The sequence below is a fragment of the Chryseobacterium balustinum genome (assembly GCF_900168205.1).
Classification (GTDB): Bacteria; Bacteroidota; Bacteroidia; order Flavobacteriales; family Weeksellaceae; genus Chryseobacterium; species Chryseobacterium balustinum.
The window spans coordinates 134,967-151,919 of sequence record NZ_FUZE01000004.1; the positions used below are offsets into that span (position 1 = coordinate 134,967).

A 16,953-nucleotide genomic window follows, 5' to 3' on the forward strand; every position below is an offset into this window, starting at 1 on the left:
TTAAACGTCTAATTTATCTAAAATATCGTCGACTATGTTTGGCTCAATATACTGTAGTTCAACCATTTCGACACTCTTATTATTCATTTTCAAGATCTTGAAATGGTAATTTTCCAAATCAAATTCTTGATTTTCTTCCGGAATATCTTCTAAAGCATGTAAAATAAATCCTGCTAAAGTATTGTACTCACTTTCTTCAGGAAGAGTCAGTTTTTTAGGCAAAGATTCGTTAATTTCATCCAAAGGTTGAGTTGCTTTTACCCAATAGGTGTTTTCAGCAATTTTATCAACCAGTTTTTCTTCATCATCCTCTTCATCCTGAATTTCACCTACCAATTCTTCCAAAATATCTTCAAGAGTGATAATTCCTTCAGTTCCACCAAATTCGTCAATTACAATTGCCAAATGCTGCTTTTTCTGCTGGAAGATCTTTAATAAATCTGAGATCTTTTTACTTCCTACCACAAAGAAAGATTCACGCATCAATTCTCTTAAATCATCATGACTGAGTTGCCCTTTTCTTTTAACAAATTCTCTGATAATTTCTTTGGTGTAAAAAACACCGATTATATTATCTATCGAATTTTCATAGACCGGAATTCTGGAATATCCGCTTTCCATGATTTTGTCTATAATTTCGTTTAAGTCATCTGAAAAATCAATAGAAGTAATATTTTGTCTCGGAACCATGATTTGTTTTGCAGAATGGTCTGTAAAATCAAATGCATTTTTGATGATTTCGTAATTTTCTTCTTCAATTTCTCCACTATCGGCTGATTGTTTTACCAAAAGCTGAAGTTCTTCTGTAGAGTGAATTTCCTGTTCAGAAGCCGGATGAATTTTCATTAATCTTAAAACTCCATTAGACATCAAATTCATCAACCAAATGAATGGTTTAAAAACGGTATAAAAAACTCTCAACGGAACTGCAGTTGCCATTGTTGTAGCTTCAGATTTTCTAATCGCAATTGATTTCGGTATTAACTCACCAAAAACAATATGCATTACTGTGATAATCAAAAAACTAAGAACCAATGAAATCGTTGTAACCGTAGACTCTGCAAGATTTATATTTAAAGAATGTAATGCATTATCAATAACATGATGCATTGCACTTTCACCTACCCAACCTAAAGCAAGTGATGCTAAAGTAATACCAAGCTGTGTTGCAGAAAGATATTCATCAAGATGTTTGATAATATGCTCTGCCTGTTTTGCCATAGAATCGCCATCGGCAGCTTTAAGCTGAATCTGAGAGTAACGAACTTTAACAATTGAAAATTCTGCGGCTACGAAAAAGCCATTAAGTAATACAAGAAACAAGGCTAGCAAAAGCCTGACTATGTCAGAATCCATTTAAAAATTATAATTATTTATGCAAAGATATATAAAATAAAACTAACAAAAAAAGCACCGAAGATATCGATGCTTTCATATTTTTTGAATATTTTATTACGAGTTTTTCAAAGCTTCTGCTCCTGAAACAATTTCTAGGATCTCGTTGGTAATTGCAGCTTGTCTTGCTTTGTTATAGAAAATCTTAAGATCATTTCTAAGGGCTTCTGCATTATCTGTTGCTTTGTGCATTGCCGTCATTCTCGCACCGTGTTCTGAAGCTACAGAATCTAAAACTGCTTTGAAAACCTGAGTTTTAATAGATTTAGGAATCAAATTATCCAAAATCTCATTTCTATTAGGTTCAAAGATATAATCAGTTTCTGTTTGTCCTTCTTCTTTCTCAGTTTCAACCATTGAGATCGGAAGAACTTGCTCTGTGATCACTTCTTGAGTTGCAGCGTTGATAAATTTATTGTAAACAACATAAACTTCATCAAATTTACCTTCAATAAAACTTGTCATTACACTTTCTGTAATGTTTGCTACTTTATCGAAAGTAAGATTATCAAAAATTGCACTTTCATTTGAAAACACCGCACGGTTTTTTCTTACAGCATCATAAACTTTTTTACCAATAGTAAGAATTTCAATTTCGTACTGAGCATTGTTCTGAAACTGGTGGTTTAATTCTTTTACAACAGAAGAGTTGAAAGCACCTGCCAAACCTCTGTTTGAAGTTACAGCAATAAATAGTACTTTTTTTACTTCTCTTTTCTGAGCGTAAATAGAAACCTGATCAGGATCTGAGCTAGAATTTACATTCTGAATAATCTCCTGAAGTTTTTCAGAATAAGGTCTCAACATTACGATGGCATCTTGTGCTTTCTTTAGTTTCGCTGCCGAAACCATTTTCATAGCACGTGTAATTTGCATCGTAGATGAAATTGAAGTGATTCTTCCTCGTATTTCTTTTAAGTTTGCCATATGGGGTTAGTTGTTGGTTGTCGGTTGTTGGTTGCTAGTTTTAGAAAATTCTGTCAACTATCAACCAAAAACCATCAACTAATTTTTAGTTATATTTTGAAGCTAAATCTGTAGCAACTTGCTTAAGAACACCTGTAATATCGTTATCGATTTTTCCAGATTTAAGAGCAGCCATAGTTTCTGGGTGCTTAGATCTTAGGAATTCGATATATTCGATTTGGAATTCTTTTACTTTCTTGATAGGAACGTTTCTCATTAGGTTCTCTGTACCTGCATAGATCATAGCAACTTGGCTATCAACAGGAAGTGGAGAGTTAACCGGCTGCTTCAACAACTCTACGTTTCTTTCTCCTTTAGAGATCACTGCTAAAGTAGAAGCATCAAGATCAGAACCGAATTTAGCAAACGCTTCCAATTCTTTATATTGAGCCTGGTCTAATTTAAGAGTACCAGAAACTTTTTTCATTGATTTAATCTGAGCATTACCTCCAACACGAGATACAGAAATACCAACGTTAATTGCTGGACGAACCCCTGAGTTGAACAAGTCAGATTCCAAGAAAATCTGTCCGTCTGTAATAGAGATTACGTTTGTTGGAATATACGCAGAAACGTCACCCGCCTGAGTTTCGATAATCGGAAGTGCCGTTAATGAACCACCACCCTTTACAAGAGGTCTTAGAGATTCTGGTAAGTCATTCATCTGACTTGCAATGTTATCATCAGCAATGATTTTTGCAGCTCTTTCTAATAATCTTGAGTGAAGATAGAAAACGTCTCCTGGATAAGCCTCACGTCCCGGTGGTCTTCTCAATAGTAGAGAAAGCTCACGGTAAGCAACCGCTTGTTTAGATAAATCATCATAAACGATCAAAGCTGGTCTACCTGAGTCTCTGAAGAACTCACCGATAGAAGCTCCTGCCATTGCAGAATACACCTGCATAGGAACCGGATCTGAAGCATTAGCGGCAACAATTACTGTATATGCTAAAGCTCCTTTATCTGATAATGTTTTTACAATCTGAGCTACTGTAGAAGCTTTTTGTCCGATTGCAACATATATACAATATACTGGCTGACCAGCATCAAAAAATTCTTTTTGGTTGATGATTGTATCAATAGCAACAGTAGTTTTACCTGTCTGTCTGTCACCAATAATAAGCTCTCTCTGACCTCTTCCTACAGGGATCATAGAGTCAATTGCAACGATACCTGTTTGTAAAGGCTCAGTTACTGGCTGTCTGTAGATAACACCCGGAGCTTTTCTTTCCAACGGCATTTCGTATAGATCTCCTGTGATAGGACCTTTACCATCGATCGGGTTACCTAAAGTATCAACTACTCTACCTAACATACCTTCTCCTACTTTGATAGAAGAGATTCTGTTTGTTCTTTTTACTGTGTCTCCTTCTCTTACCAATTTACTTTCACCCAAAAGAGCAACCCCTACGTTGTCTTCTTCAAGGTTTAGTACGATACCTTCTACATCGCTAGCAAATTTCACCAACTCACCGTATTGTACATTTTCTAACCCGTAAACACGAGCAATACCATCACCGATGGTAAGAACTGTACCTACTTCCTCAACATTAGATTGAGTATCGAAGTTGGCCAATTGCTGTTTTAAGATCGCAGATACTTCTGCTGGATTTATTTCTGCCATTGTATGGTTGTTTTTTTCTTAATTTAACTGAAAGTCTTTTTTAATCTTATTCAATTTTGATTTCACAGAAGCATCAACTTGCTGATCACCTACTCTCAAGATATAACCTCCTAAGATCTCAGGTTTTACATTCACTTCAACATCTGCATTATTTTGCGCAGTAACTAAAGAAGTAGATTTCAAAATCTGATCGATATTTTCCTGAGAAAGTGGTGTTGCGGTAGTAATCGTAACTCTTTGAACTCCTTTGATATCTTCAACTTTATTGATATACTGCTGTGCAATATTTTTAATTTGGTTTTCTCTTCCGTTTTTGATGATAAGTTTAATTAAATTCTGAGCAACAGTCGAAAAACTTTTAAAAATTTCGTTGGCAATCTCAGTTTTCTTATTAGCATCAATATAAGGTGTAAGGAAAAATTTGTTCAAATCTTTAGATTCAGACATCAGCTTCACTACATCTTTCATTTCAGAAAAAACCGCTTCAGTTTGCCCAGATTCGTTTGTGAATTCTAGTAAACCTTGTGCGTATCTTTTAGCTACTTTAGATGTAAGCATTCTTAGTTAAGATTTGATTTGTTTAAATAATTCTGAACCAACTCATTTTGAGCTTCGCTGTTTTCAAGCTTTTGCTTCAAGATAGATTCTGCGATATTTACAGACAAAATACCGATTTGAGATTTGATGTCTGCCATTGCAGCATTTTTCTCTTCATTGATTGTTTGTCTTGCAGCTTCGATTAATTTATCTCCTTCAGACTTAGCAGCGTCTTTAGCTTCAGCTACAATTCTGTCTTTAATTTCTCTAGCTTCTTTTAACATAGCATCTCTTTCGATCTTAGCCTCACGCATAATTCTTTCGTTATCCGCTTTAAGAGTTTCCATCTCTTTTTTAGCCAATTTAGCCTGGTTAAGAGCATCCTGAATATTGTCTTCTCTTTCTTTCACAGCACTAAGGATAGGCTTCCAAGCGAATGCTTTAAGAAGAACTACCAATAATAAAAATACTACTGCTGTCCAGAATATGTTACCAATTGAAGGAGTTAATAAATCCATTTTATATCAATTATTATTTTTAATTTGTTTTTTAACTTTTTTAAAAGGATTCCACAAACCAACCGTTTGTAGAATCCTATTTGTTTACTATTCTTATTTACCTAGTAATGCTACTACGATACCGAATAGACCAGCACCTTCGATAAGAGCTGCTGCGATAATCATTGCAGTTTGGATTTTTCCTGATTGCTCTGGTTGTCTTGCAATACCTTCCATTGCGCTACCACCAATTTTACCAATTCCTAATCCAACTCCGATTACTGCTAAACCAGCTCCGATTGCTGCGATACTACCTGTCATAATATTATATTTAAAAAGTTATTTTTTTAATTCTAATTAATGATCGTGGTGAGGCTCTTCTACAGCCGACCCGATGAATAATGCTGTCAACATTGTAAAGATATAAGCCTGTAAAGCCGCTACCAATACTTCCAATACATAGATAAATAATGCTAAACCTAATGATACCGGAGTGATGAAATAAGTTTTCATGATGAAAATCAAAGAAATCAAACTCATAATAATGATGTGTCCTGCAGTCATGTTAGCAAAAAGACGAATCATCAATGCAAAAGGCTTAGTAATAATTCCTAATAATTCTACAGGAATAAGGATAATGTAGATTAAAATTTTCCCACCGAATGGCATGTTTTTCCCTAAAGGATCCAACATGTGCATCCAATATGTTTTTCTACCGCTTAAGTTTACAATCAATAATGTAAATACTGAAAGAACCATTGTAAATGCAATGTTACCTGTTGTATTTGCAGCTCCCGGAAGTAAACCTAAAATATTAAGAAGCCAGATGAACAAAAATAAAGTAACCAAATAAGGCACATATTTTCTATATCTTACAGAACCGATGTTTTGTAAAGCAATATCATCTCTTACAAAAACTACAAGAGGCTCGATAAATTTTGCAATTCCTGAAGGAACCTGAGATTTTTTATAACTTGCTGCTGATGCAAAACCAATGATTAATAAAATAATAGCAGCCAAAATCATTTGAGCAACTACTTTAGTGATAGAAAAATCTAAAGGCTCATTGTTTGTTGGATGCCCATCGTGCATATCCAAAGTTCCGTTAGCATCTGTCGAATAAATTTTGTTGTGGTGTACTTTGTAGAAATTTCCATCTACTTCAGCAACTTTTTCTTCTTCGTGTCCGAATTTTTCAGAGCTGAAAACTTTCAAACCATTATCCCAAAGAATTACAGGTAAAGAAATTCCTACAGAATTGTGACCTTCACCCCAAAGATGCCAATTGTGTGCATCCGCAATATGGTGCATAATAAATGGAACCGGATTGTATACTTCATCCTTTGCAGCTTCCGCAGTACCTTCATGTGTTTCTGCAAAAGAGAAGCAGAAGACAAAAAGATAAAGGGCGATTAACAGTTTTTTAAAACTCATGACTAGACTTTTATTTCCTAAATTTTTTGCAAAAATATAAATTTTTATTCGATTTTTAGTGATTCTTCAATTTTATATTACATGATATTAGTCTTGTTTTTTAACTAATTTCAAAACAAAAACCACTTCTATCGTCAGGTAAATCCAATACAAAATAAAGTATGGGATAATATTTAGTTTAAATTCTTCCTGAAACACAGCAATATACCCCATCGCAAAGAATTTAAAAACCACAAACCCTAGAAAAATAAATCCTATGATATTCTTTTTTTCTAAAGCAAAAACAACAAACATCGTTAACAAACTAATTAGTGTAATAAAAAATATCAGGATGTGAATTTTATAATTGAGCACAATTACATTATTTTCTGCCAACTGCCACTGCAAAACAAAAAGTAATGCAGACATTACCAAAAACAATCCTAATCCTTTTAAAACTACTAAAAAATTTTTCATTGGTTGCAAAACTACCAAAATTTATGATACCTCCCAATCTAAATCTCCGGTGAAAAAATGACATTTACCCTATTTAAAAAATAAACTTCTATTAAACTACAAGTTCATTATTTTAATTGAGAATTTAGAACAAAAAATCAACTCATCTATTCTAAAATCTGTTTTTGCAATTAATGCACGAATATTTTTTTTATTTTCACATCATAACACTTTTGGATTCGTAGCTTATCAATCTTTAGAGGTTAGAAGCGAAATCTCAAAAAAATATCGTTTTATACTATTTTTTAGGTCACTAAAATCACCTATGCTACTTAAAAAAAAATTCAAATTCTTTTAAATATTAATCACACTGAGGTTTTTAGATATAAAATTGTTATTTTTGCAATCCATTAATATAGAAACAGTATGTTTAATAGTTTACAGGATAAATTAGACAAAGCCCTTCATAATATTTCCGGACGTGGAAAGATTACAGAAATCAACGTTGCGGAAACCGTAAAAGAAATTCGTAGAGCACTGGTAGATGCCGATGTTAACTATAAAGTTGCTAAAGATCTTACTAAAAGAGTTCAGGATAAAGCTTTAGGTGAAAATGTTTTGACATCGCTTACTCCGGGACAGTTGATGACGAAAATTGTTCACGACGAGTTGGTAGATTTAATGGGAGGTTCTCAGGAGGGTATTAACCTTTCAGGAAAGCCGTCTGTAATTCTTATTGCTGGTCTTCAGGGTTCTGGGAAAACTACTTTTTCTGGAAAACTTGCTAACTATTTAAAAACTAAAAGAACTAAAAAGCCGTTATTGGTTGCGTGTGACGTTTACCGTCCTGCTGCAGTTGATCAGTTGAAAGTTCTTGGCGGGCAGATAGGAGTTCCTGTTTACAGCGAAGAAGGTTCTGTAGATCCTGCAAGCATCGCTCAAAATGCTATTAATTTTGCTAAATCTAACGGGCATGATGTTGTCATCGTGGATACCGCGGGTCGTTTGGCGGTTGATGAACAGATGATGAACGAAATTAAAACGGTTCATTCTGTTATTAAACCTAATGAAACTTTATTCGTTGTAGACTCAATGACGGGTCAGGATGCTGTAAATACAGCAAAAGCCTTCAACGATACTTTAAATTTTGATGGAGTTGTTTTAACGAAACTAGATGGTGATACTCGTGGTGGAGCCGCTCTTACCATTCGTTCTGTTGTTGAAAAGCCAATTAAATTTATCTCTACAGGTGAGAAGATGGAAGCTTTAGATCTTTTCTACCCAGAAAGGATGGCAGACAGAATCTTAGGAATGGGAGATGTTGTTTCGTTAGTTGAAAGAGCTCAGGAACAGTTTGACGAAGAAGAAGCAAAAAAACTTCACAAAAAAATCGCTAAAAACGAATTTGGTTTTGATGATTTCCTAAAGCAAATCAATCAGATCAAAAAAATGGGTAATATGAAAGACTTGATGGGAATGATTCCAGGAGTTGGAAAAGCCATTAAAGACGTTGAAATCAGCGATGATGCATTTAAACATATCGAGGCGATTATTCATTCTATGACTCCGGACGAAAGAAGAAGACCTTCTATCATCAATACTCAGAGAAAAAACAGGATTGCTAAAGGTGCAGGAAGAAAAATTGAAGACGTAAACGCATTAATGAAACAGTTTGACCAAATGGGAAAAATGATGAAAATGATGCAAGGTCCTCAAGGAAAACAAATGATGCAGATGATGAGCAAAATGCCAAATATGCCGGGAATGGGCGGAATGTTTGGAAAATAAGATAGCTATTTGCTTTTAGCGATTGGCCAATCGCTTTAAAATATATAAACTCTCAGAATTTTTTCTGGGAGTTTTTTTGTGCTTTTCATATAAAAAAATCCGACTCAAATTTTTGAATCGGATTATATTAAATCAAAATAATCAATGATTATTTATCAGATTTCTGAGGTTTAGATTTAATGAAATAAGAGAAACCTACGTTTACACCGAAAGTACTTACTTTTGTTTTAAGATCTATGCCTTCATACGATTCTTTGTTTGAAAACTGATCAAAACCTACTCCAAGATTAATACCTAAAGATTGAGTTGCCATATAAGTAACTCCACCTTTTACTTTCCATGCTAAACCATCAGTTGTTACTTCTTCAGATTCAGAAACTCCCATAAAATCTACAGAAGCTTTGTTTTTTACTGACGCATACCCTACTCCTGCACCCAAGAAAGGAACAAATTTAGAATCGTTCGCAAAATAGTATGTTGCAGTAGGCATTACAGCAAAACTCGTTGTTGTAGTTTTTTCACCGTCGTATTTTGTAGTTGCCGTGGTAAAACCAAGATCAATCCCTACAGCTAATTTATCGATAACGAAATAACCTACTGATGGCGTTACAGAAAATGTGCTTACTTTAGGTCCGTCTTCAGACTGTCCTTCAGCTTTGAATGTGGTATTCACATTATTAAAACCCATCCCGGTGTTTCCACTGATTACCCAGTCACCTTTAGACATTTGTGCGTTTGATAATCCGCAAAGTGCAATTGCACCAGCTAATAATAATTTTTTCATAGTTTATTGATATTTGAATCGGCGAAAATACAAAAAAAGTTTTGAGAAAATCCAAGGGTTTTTACTATTTTTTTGTCAATAAAAATACTTTGTAAAAACATATTAATCCCCATCCCTACTGGGAGCACATTCACTTTGAAGTTATAAATATCTAATAAAAAACTAATGTCGTTTAACTTAAAAAAAATTCTAATTCTTCAAAAATGGTCTAAATTAAAATAAATTTAATTCCTGTTAATTTGAAATAATTTGTTTTAAAATATAAAAAAACCTGAGAAATAATCTCAGGTTTTATATTAATTTATGTTTACTAATTACTTAGCAAATACATATTTAACACCGATTGTAACTGAAGACAAGTTTAAACCGAAGTTATAGTTGTTTGTAGCATCACCCTCTTTTGGTTTATAGTTGTTATAACCAAACTCACCGATTGTAGCTTCAATAGTCCAGTTTTTGTTTAAGAAATAATCTAAACCTGGTTTAACAGTTACACCAATAGAAGTGTATTTGGCTTCAGTAGAAGTAGTTGTAGTAGTTACAGTAGAACCCGTAGTAGTTACAATAGATCCTTCTGTTTCAGTTTTTCCAAACTGCATAGGTACCGCCAATTGACCGAAGAAATATAATTTTTCTCCTAAAGTCCAATATTTTCTTACGAACGGCTCAACAACAAATGCTGGTTTTTTCACTTTATCAGTATCTACGATTGTAGCTGCGCCAAATGTGTTTGTATCGATATCAGTAGTTGTTTTAGTTTGGTAACCTACACCTACCCCAACTGCTAAGTTTGGAGCAACGAAATATCCTACTGTAGGAAGTACGTTGAAGTTTTCTACTTTAGAGTTTCCGTTGTTAGATTCTTCTTGAGAATAACCAACAGATCCAGATAAATATACAGTTCCTTTAGCAATCTGAGCGTTTGATAAACCGAAAAGTGCAACAGCACTTGCAATTAATAATTTTTTCATTTTGAATAATTTTATACTTTCTTGACTGCAAATTTATACTGACATCAGGAAATATTAAAATTTGTTAATGTGATTAATATCACGCATGAATATTAGGTTTTATCAGGTAGAAATCACATCTAAGAGATAGAAATGTTTTTATTTTCAAAAATTAACATAAAAAAACTCTGATTTTTCAATCAGAGTTCAATATCATTGTTTAAGAATTTATTTCAAAAAGAAATTTACACCCAAATTGATGGCACCAAAGTTTGAATCAATTCTTCTGTCTCTATCTCTGTCCCAATCACCTCTTTCGCTTCCAATATTTTGATATCCTAAATATATTTCTGCTTTAGGTAACTGAAAACCTACTTTAGGATATACATATAAACCACTATCAATACCATCTTTAGTAGAGATTGCACCTCCCAAATCAAGACCTACAAATAGAGGAAGACCATTAAATCTGTATTTTCCTGATGCAGCCAAAGGAATAAATCCGAAATCTTCCCAACGGTCTTTTCCGAAAAAATGAGAATATCCTGTAGTAACACCTACATCTAAACCTTTGGTAATATTCCACATATATGCAGCATCAACGCCTAATGTAACCGAAGCAAAATCTGCCGCATCACCTACAGGTGCACCAACATGAGCTCCCAGTTTAAAACCCTCCTGAGCCTGTAAAGCCCCACCAAATAATGCAAATGCACCTAGTAATAGTAATTTTTTCATTTTAAAAATTTAAATGTTTATTAACTCAATGATCTTTTATAGCAAACACAGTGCCGTAGGATTTATTTAAATAAAAAAAGCAAGACAAATAATTGCCTTGCTTTATAATAATTTAAAAAGTTTTCTTTAGTTTCCTCCAAATTTGAAACCTATACCAATTTGGAAAAAGCTGTTTTTTAACGTTTCATTTCCCTCTGGGTTTTTAATAAGATTTGATACACCTAGGTTATATCTTGCATCAAAAAACAACCCGTTTTCTAATGTATATTCAGCTCCAACAAAAGGCGCCAAGTTTAAGGTATTAACATCATTTTTCACATCTTCAGTTGTACTTGTTGATTCTGAAAATGATTCACCCAAGGCAGATCCAGATAATGTTGCACTAGCTTCAACTTTTGCTGAAGTAACAATACCTACATTAAGACCTAATCCAAAAGCTAAACTTTCAGTAGCATAATATTTAGCGCTTACAGGAATTTGTACTGTACCAAATTTCCAATCTGATTTTTGAGTTCCTGTTACAGTTACTCCCATTTCAGTGTAAGATACTGATTCTTCTTGCTTACCTCCGATTGGTGAATATAAAACTTCACCTTGTACAGCAAACTTATCATTGAATTTATATTCTACAAAACCTCCTACATAAAATGTTGATTTAGAATCAAATTTATAAGACTCTCCATCTCCTTCAGCCTTTAGCATTGACAATGAATACCCTGCCTTTGGACCAAATTTAAGTTCTTGAGCCTTCACTACTGAAGTTCCAATTAGAGCGACAGCCGCAATAAGTAATAATTTTTTCATAGTTTAAAGTTTTTTTTAACAAATTTTAAGATCCCAAATATATCACTTTTACTGGAATCGCAAAATATTTTTAAACATTTCTGAAAAAAAATAAAAAACTACGTTATTCCCTTGTTCTCTTATCTTCTTCGTTGTAAGCTAAGATGATTTTTTTCACTACAGGATGGCGCACTACATCTTCTTCCGTTAAATACACAAAACCAATTTCTTTCACATCCTTCAAAATTCTCATCGCTTCTTTTAAACCCGAATGTTGTCTTGGAGGTAAATCAATTTGTGTAGGATCTCCGGTGATAATAAATTTAGCATTCATCCCCATTCTCGTTAAAAACATTTTCATTTGGGCATGCGTTGTATTTTGAGCTTCATCCAAAATTACGAAAGCATCATCCAGAGTTCGACCTCTCATAAAGGCCAAAGGCGCCACTTCAATTACTTTTTTCTCCATAAACCCTTCCAGTTTTTCATGAGGAATCATATCACGGAGTGCGTCATATAATGGCTGTAAGTAAGGATCCAGCTTTTCCTTCAAATCTCCGGGTAAGAAACCAAGACTTTCTCCGGCTTCTACCGCAGGTCTTGTTAAAACAATTCTTTTAACTTCTTTATCTCTTAAAGCTCTTACCGCCAAGGCAACACTAGTGTATGTTTTACCGGTTCCTGCAGGTCCGATTGCAAAAATCATGTCTTTTTTATCAGTTTCTTTAACGAGTTTTTTAAGGTTGGTGGTTTTAGCCTTAATAACTTTGCCGTTAACCCCTTTTACAATAATATCCTGATCAAAAACAAGTTGCTTCTCATGCTCATCTTTTATATTGAGGATGTTTTCTACATCTTTCAGCCCTATAGCATTGTTTTTAGAAATAAAAGAGACAATATCGTCAAGCTTTTTCTTAAATATATCTAAAGCTTCCTTATTCCCTATCGCAAAGATAAAATGGTCTCTGCCGGTAATTTTGATGGTCGGAAAGCTTGATTTTATTAAATTGAAATATTGGTTGTTAACTCCATAGAAGTTTTTTGAATCAATATCTTCTAAATCATACGTTAATTCAAACATGCAAATATTTTTATATTAGAATTTAAATTTAGAAGTTTTTTTTTAATTTTAAATTAAATTCTTATCCACAATAGCAGTTTCTTTCTTTTTATTTTAGATAAATTTGCAGTACTATCCCTTTTATTCATGTCAATTATTACCCTCACTTCAGATTTCGGACGTTTAGATTACAGAGTTTCAGCAATGAAAGGAAAAATCTTGTCTCTTAACCCCGAAGTAAACAGCGTTGACATCACTCATGATATTCAGGCGTATAATTTGATTCAAGCGTCTTATATTGTAAGAAATGCCTACAAATATTTCCCAACCGGTACAATTCACATTGTTTCTGTTGACAGTTTTTTTCATAAATCAAGAAAAAATATTTTATATAAAGCAGACGGACATTATTTTTTGGCCGCAGATAACGGGCTTTTAAGTCTCATTTTTTTTGATATTAAACCTGAAGCAGTTTATGAAATTACGCTCAACAATCGATTTGATGATGTTGTAAACTTTACTTCCACCGATGTTTTTGTTCCTGTTGCCGTACATTTAGCCAATGGCGGACTACCCGAAGTAATCGGTAGAAAAATAGAATCTACCAAACAGCTTTTGTTCCCGAAACCGGTTTATAATGAGTCTGAAAAAATGATTATTGGCGATGTAATGTACATTGACAATTTCGGAAATATAATCTCAAATATTAACAAAGATTTTTTTGAAACCTTAGCCAAAGGTTTTGAAAGTTTCACCATCAAATTCAGGAACTTAAGTCTTTCAAAAATATATTCAAGCCATACAGAATTGGTGGTAGACTGGGAAAGAGAAACCGAATATCACGGGCAATCTGCAGCTATTTTTAACGACAGCGATCAACTTGAATTAACCATCTACAAAGGCAGCAAAAAAAATGGAGCAAAAACGCTTTTTGGACTCAATGTGGGAGAAAATATTTACATAGAATTTTTCTAAAATTATCTATTTCATAAAAAAACCGATTTTTTTTATATATTTGTCAAAATCTAAAATTTAAAAATGGCAGAATACAAATTATTGCTTCCTTCTATGGGTGAAGGCGTGATGGAAGCTACAGTTATCACTTGGTTATTCAATGAAGGCGACCAGGTAAAGGAAGATGATTCGGTAGTGGAAATTGCAACAGATAAGGTAGATTCAGACGTTCCGACACCAGTTTCGGGGAAAATTGTAAAAATCCTTAAACAGAAAGACGAAGTTGCAAAAGTAGGTGAAGCCATCGCTATTTTAGAAATCGAAGGAGAAGGCGGAAACACAGCTTCTGAAGAAGTAAAAACTGAAACTTCAGCTCCTGATGCAGCAACAATTCAAGCAATTGAAGAGCCTTTAAACGCAACGGCTACTTCTCACGTAGAATTTTCGGGAGATCTTTATTTGTCTCCTCTTGTAAAATCTATCGCACAACAAGAAAACATTTCTGAATCTGAGCTACAAACCATCAAAGGAAGTGGTTTAGAAGGAAGAATTACCAAAGAAGATATTTTAGCACATGTTGCTAATAGAGGAAACCAGCCAGCTCCACAAGCTGCGGCAGTGCAGGCAGCTTCTACTCCAGCGGTAAAAGCTGTATCAACTCCGGCTGCTACCATCAGTACAGCTGCAGGTGACGAGATCATTCCTATGGACAGAATGAGAAAAATTATCGCTGAAAACATGGTGAAAGCAAAACATATTGCTCCACACGTTACTTCTTTCATCGAAACCGACGTAACCAACGTTGTAAAATGGAGAGCTAAAAACAAAGATATGTTCGAAAAACGTGAAGGTGAAAAATTAACTTTCATGCCTATTTTCGTAAAAGCGATTGTAAAAGCGATTCAGGATTTCCCTATGATTAATGTTTCTATCAATGGTGATAACATCATTAAGAAGAAAAATATCAACATCGGTATGGCAACTGCTTTACCAGACGGAAACCTTATTGTTCCTGTAATTAAAAATGCTGATCAGTTATCACTTTCAGGTTTAGCAAAAGCAATTAATGATTTAGCTTACAGAGCAAGAAACAAAAAATTAAGACCAGAAGATACTCAAGGTGCAACATATACCATTTCTAACGTAGGAAGCTTTGGAAACTTGATGGGAACTCCTATTATTCCTCAGCCTCAAGTTGCTATTATGGCAATCGGAGCTATCGTTAAAAAGCCTGCAGTTCTTGAAACTAAAGATGGTGATGTAATCGCAATCCGTCAGTTGATGTTCATGTCTCACTCTTATGATCACAGAGTAGTAGACGGTTCTTTAGGTGGAATGATGCTAAAACATGTTCATGATTACCTTCAAAACTGGGATTTGAACACAGAAATTTAACTGTAAATGATGAATGATAAGCTATGAATGATTAAAACTGTCATGTTGAGCTTGTCGAAACATCTTTAAAATATAAACCTTCGAATTTTTTCGGAGGTTTTTTTTGTGTCTTTTTATTAATTATTGTATCCTTTTTTTAAACTTTTAAATTAAATTCAGAAAGCTTTAAAAATCTACTTATTATGAATTTCAAAATTTAGCAATCAGAATTAGGTTTAAAATTTTTATATCCGTAAAAATTAGTTTAGATTTGAAATATGCGTAGAATATTAGTCTACATCCGAAAAGGTCTGAAAAAATCTTTCGACAACATTCGAAACGAACAGCTGAAACATAATTTGCTTCAGGCAATTCCTTTTTGGATAGGCTCGGTGATTACAGGGTTTTTTGCGGTTATGTATGCTAAAATATTTGCTTGGGGAGAAAATCTGCTTCATTTCATTTTAGACTGGCACGACTGGATGATTTTTATTATTGCTCCCATCGGATTTGTATTATCATGGTGGTTGGTAAAAGAATTTGCGCCCAACGCTAAAGGAAGCGGAATTCCACAGGTGATGGCCGCTGTAGAATTGGCAAATCCTAAAGAACACACAAAAATCAGAAGTCTTTTAAGTATAAAAATTATTGTATTCAAAATTATCTCTTCCGTTATTTTGGTTATTGGAGGCGGAGCTGTTGGTCGAGAAGGACCAACCATTCAGATTGCAGGTTCTATTTTCAGAAAAGTAAATGAATATCTTCCAGATTGGTGGCCAAAAATTTCCAAGAAAAACATGATTATGACCGGTGCTGCTGCCGGATTAGCAGCCGCATTCAACACACCTCTTGGTGGAATTGTATTCGCTGTTGAAGAACTTTCAAAAACCCACATCAATTACTTTAAAACAGCTCTTTTCACCGCTGTTATTATTGCTGGTCTAACTGCACAGACTTTAGCCGGTTCTTATTTGTATTTAGGATATCCAAAAACTAATGATGTTTCATTAATGGTGATGTTTCCAATCATTTTGGTAGGTGGCATTGCAGGAATTTTAGCAAGTCAGCTTTCCGTAACCATGCTTAAAATAAGTGACTGGAAAAAAAGAAAATTGAAAAACGACAGAGCTAATGTATTATTTCTCGTAGGATGTGCATTAATTATTGCTTGCATTTCATTTTTTGTAAGCCGTGAAGTTTTAGGATCTGGAAAAGAAATTATGGAGCGTGTCCTTTTCACTCAGGATAAACACGAAGACTGGTATGTTCCGATATTAAGAATGCTTGGTCCCGCTCTTTCTTTTACTTCCGGTGGCGCAGGCGGAATTTTTGCGCCGGCTTTAACGGCAGGTGCAAGTATTGGTTCTGTAATCTCGGGCATTATTCATTTAACTCCCAACGAGACCAACGTTGTCATTCTCGCAGGAATGGTTGCTTTTCTGACTGGAATCACAAGAGCTCCATTTACTTCTGCCATTATTGTTTTGGAAATGACCGACAGACATTCTTTGATATTTCACTTGATGTTAGCAGGTATGGTTTCTTCATTATTTTCAATTTTAGTGAGTAGACACTCTCTTTATGACGTACTGAAAATGAATTTCTTAACAGAAATTAGGAAATAATTCATTTTT

General features: G+C 34.2%; 17 protein-coding genes. 4 read left to right on the forward strand and 13 right to left on the reverse strand.

Annotation, left to right across the window (positions count from 1 at the left end; translation table 11 throughout):
• From B5X64_RS07745 to B5X64_RS07780, 8 genes are all read right to left on the reverse strand, one after another.
• Nucleotides 1–1,356, reverse strand: coding sequence for a hemolysin family protein (locus B5X64_RS07745; RefSeq protein ID WP_079464683.1), 1,356 nt, complete (start codon nucleotides 1,354–1,356; stop codon nucleotides 1–3).
• Nucleotides 1,357–1,452: 96 nt separating this feature from the next.
• On the reverse strand, nucleotides 1,453–2,322 hold the full coding sequence (gene atpG, locus B5X64_RS07750) for an ATP synthase F1 subunit gamma (RefSeq protein WP_066676865.1): 870 nt from the start codon (nucleotides 2,320–2,322) through the stop codon (nucleotides 1,453–1,455).
• Between the two features lie 85 nt (nucleotides 2,323–2,407).
• Nucleotides 2,408–3,985: a F0F1 ATP synthase subunit alpha gene (gene atpA / locus B5X64_RS07755; protein WP_066676866.1), complete on the reverse strand. Its 1,578-nt coding sequence runs from the start codon at nucleotides 3,983–3,985 to the stop codon at nucleotides 2,408–2,410.
• Between the two features lie 18 nt (nucleotides 3,986–4,003).
• Complete coding sequence (gene atpH / locus B5X64_RS07760; protein WP_079464684.1) at nucleotides 4,004–4,543, reverse strand: ATP synthase F1 subunit delta; 540 nt, start codon at nucleotides 4,541–4,543, stop codon at nucleotides 4,004–4,006.
• A gap of 2 nt (nucleotides 4,544–4,545) precedes the next feature.
• Nucleotides 4,546–5,040, reverse strand: coding sequence for a F0F1 ATP synthase subunit B (locus B5X64_RS07765; protein WP_066676870.1), 495 nt, complete (start codon nucleotides 5,038–5,040; stop codon nucleotides 4,546–4,548).
• 93 nt (nucleotides 5,041–5,133) lie between these two features.
• Entirely contained in the window at nucleotides 5,134–5,340 is a 207-nt protein-coding gene (atpE, locus tag B5X64_RS07770) for an ATP synthase F0 subunit C (RefSeq protein ID WP_066676872.1), read from the reverse strand.
• 36 nt (nucleotides 5,341–5,376) lie between these two features.
• Nucleotides 5,377–6,453 carry a F0F1 ATP synthase subunit A gene (atpB, locus tag B5X64_RS07775; protein WP_079464685.1) on the reverse strand — a complete coding sequence of 359 codons (1,077 nt, stop codon included), beginning with the start codon at nucleotides 6,451–6,453 and terminating at the stop codon, nucleotides 5,377–5,379.
• Nucleotides 6,454–6,540: 87 nt separating this feature from the next.
• Nucleotides 6,541–6,909 carry a hypothetical protein gene (locus B5X64_RS07780; RefSeq protein WP_079464686.1) on the reverse strand — a complete coding sequence of 123 codons (369 nt, stop codon included), beginning with the start codon at nucleotides 6,907–6,909 and terminating at the stop codon, nucleotides 6,541–6,543.
• Between the two features lie 405 nt (nucleotides 6,910–7,314).
• On the opposite strand from B5X64_RS07780, the gene ffh reads away from it, so the two are divergent.
• On the forward strand, nucleotides 7,315–8,676 hold the full coding sequence (gene ffh / locus B5X64_RS07785) for a signal recognition particle protein (protein WP_079464687.1): 1,362 nt from the start codon (nucleotides 7,315–7,317) through the stop codon (nucleotides 8,674–8,676).
• A 148-nt stretch (nucleotides 8,677–8,824) separates the two neighbouring features.
• Here the strand turns inward: ffh and B5X64_RS07790 are convergent, their stop codons facing one another.
• From B5X64_RS07790 to B5X64_RS07810, 5 genes are all read right to left on the reverse strand, one after another.
• On the reverse strand, nucleotides 8,825–9,460 hold the full coding sequence (locus tag B5X64_RS07790) for an OmpW family outer membrane protein (RefSeq protein ID WP_079464688.1): 636 nt from the start codon (nucleotides 9,458–9,460) through the stop codon (nucleotides 8,825–8,827).
• A 314-nt stretch (nucleotides 9,461–9,774) separates the two neighbouring features.
• Nucleotides 9,775–10,431 (reverse strand): outer membrane beta-barrel protein, encoded by a 657-nt coding sequence (locus tag B5X64_RS07795; protein ID WP_066676886.1) that lies wholly within the window; start codon nucleotides 10,429–10,431, stop codon nucleotides 9,775–9,777.
• A gap of 207 nt (nucleotides 10,432–10,638) precedes the next feature.
• Complete coding sequence (locus B5X64_RS07800) at nucleotides 10,639–11,148, reverse strand: hypothetical protein (protein WP_066676888.1); 510 nt, start codon at nucleotides 11,146–11,148, stop codon at nucleotides 10,639–10,641.
• A 126-nt stretch (nucleotides 11,149–11,274) separates the two neighbouring features.
• Nucleotides 11,275–11,952 (reverse strand): porin family protein, encoded by a 678-nt coding sequence (locus tag B5X64_RS07805; RefSeq protein WP_079464689.1) that lies wholly within the window; start codon nucleotides 11,950–11,952, stop codon nucleotides 11,275–11,277.
• 103 nt (nucleotides 11,953–12,055) lie between these two features.
• The gene (locus tag B5X64_RS07810) at nucleotides 12,056–13,012 is read right to left on the reverse strand and encodes a PhoH family protein (RefSeq protein WP_079464690.1); all 957 of its coding nucleotides are present in this window, start codon (nucleotides 13,010–13,012) and stop codon (nucleotides 12,056–12,058) included.
• Between the two features lie 126 nt (nucleotides 13,013–13,138).
• On the opposite strand from B5X64_RS07810, the gene B5X64_RS07815 reads away from it, so the two are divergent.
• The 3 genes from B5X64_RS07815 to B5X64_RS07825 all read left to right on the forward strand — a co-directional run bounded on the left by B5X64_RS07815 (nucleotide 13,139) and on the right by B5X64_RS07825 (nucleotide 16,944).
• The gene (locus B5X64_RS07815) at nucleotides 13,139–13,966 is read left to right on the forward strand and encodes an SAM hydrolase/SAM-dependent halogenase family protein (protein WP_079464691.1); all 828 of its coding nucleotides are present in this window, start codon (nucleotides 13,139–13,141) and stop codon (nucleotides 13,964–13,966) included.
• A gap of 63 nt (nucleotides 13,967–14,029) precedes the next feature.
• Entirely contained in the window at nucleotides 14,030–15,340 is a 1,311-nt protein-coding gene (locus tag B5X64_RS07820) for a dihydrolipoamide acetyltransferase family protein (protein WP_079464692.1), read from the forward strand.
• A 257-nt stretch (nucleotides 15,341–15,597) separates the two neighbouring features.
• The gene (locus B5X64_RS07825; protein ID WP_079464693.1) at nucleotides 15,598–16,944 is read left to right on the forward strand and encodes a chloride channel protein; all 1,347 of its coding nucleotides are present in this window, start codon (nucleotides 15,598–15,600) and stop codon (nucleotides 16,942–16,944) included.
• The last annotated feature ends 9 nt before the right edge of the window (nucleotides 16,945–16,953 follow it).

Excerpts from the sequence above, each read along its gene's own strand:
- B5X64_RS07790 (WP_079464688.1), bottom strand. The coding sequence starts at position 9,460 with ATGAAAAAATTATTATTAGCTGGTGCAATTGCACTTTGCGGATTATCA.
- B5X64_RS07805 (WP_079464689.1), bottom strand. The coding sequence starts at position 11,952 with ATGAAAAAATTATTACTTATTGCGGCTGTCGCTCTAATTGGAACTTCA.
- atpH (WP_079464684.1), bottom strand. The coding sequence starts at position 4,543 with ATGCTTACATCTAAAGTAGCTAAAAGATACGCACAAGGTTTACTAGAA.
- B5X64_RS07795 (WP_066676886.1), bottom strand. The coding sequence starts at position 10,431 with ATGAAAAAATTATTAATTGCAAGTGCTGTTGCACTTTTCGGTTTATCA.
- ffh (WP_079464687.1), top strand. The coding sequence starts at position 7,315 with ATGTTTAATAGTTTACAGGATAAATTAGACAAAGCCCTTCATAATATT.
- atpB (WP_079464685.1), bottom strand. The coding sequence starts at position 6,453 with ATGAGTTTTAAAAAACTGTTAATCGCCCTTTATCTTTTTGTCTTCTGC.
- B5X64_RS07780 (WP_079464686.1), bottom strand. The coding sequence starts at position 6,909 with ATGAAAAATTTTTTAGTAGTTTTAAAAGGATTAGGATTGTTTTTGGTA.
- B5X64_RS07745 (WP_079464683.1), bottom strand. The coding sequence starts at position 1,356 with ATGGATTCTGACATAGTCAGGCTTTTGCTAGCCTTGTTTCTTGTATTA.
- B5X64_RS07820 (WP_079464692.1), top strand. The coding sequence starts at position 14,030 with ATGGCAGAATACAAATTATTGCTTCCTTCTATGGGTGAAGGCGTGATG.
- B5X64_RS07800 (WP_066676888.1), bottom strand. The coding sequence starts at position 11,148 with ATGAAAAAATTACTATTACTAGGTGCATTTGCATTATTTGGTGGGGCT.
- B5X64_RS07765 (WP_066676870.1), bottom strand. The coding sequence starts at position 5,040 with ATGGATTTATTAACTCCTTCAATTGGTAACATATTCTGGACAGCAGTA.
- atpE (WP_066676872.1), bottom strand. The coding sequence starts at position 5,340 with ATGACAGGTAGTATCGCAGCAATCGGAGCTGGTTTAGCAGTAATCGGA.
- B5X64_RS07815 (WP_079464691.1), top strand. The coding sequence starts at position 13,139 with ATGTCAATTATTACCCTCACTTCAGATTTCGGACGTTTAGATTACAGA.
- B5X64_RS07810 (WP_079464690.1), bottom strand. The coding sequence starts at position 13,012 with ATGTTTGAATTAACGTATGATTTAGAAGATATTGATTCAAAAAACTTC.
- B5X64_RS07825 (WP_079464693.1), top strand. The coding sequence starts at position 15,598 with ATGCGTAGAATATTAGTCTACATCCGAAAAGGTCTGAAAAAATCTTTC.
- atpA (WP_066676866.1), bottom strand. The coding sequence starts at position 3,985 with ATGGCAGAAATAAATCCAGCAGAAGTATCTGCGATCTTAAAACAGCAA.
- atpG (WP_066676865.1), bottom strand. The coding sequence starts at position 2,322 with ATGGCAAACTTAAAAGAAATACGAGGAAGAATCACTTCAATTTCATCT.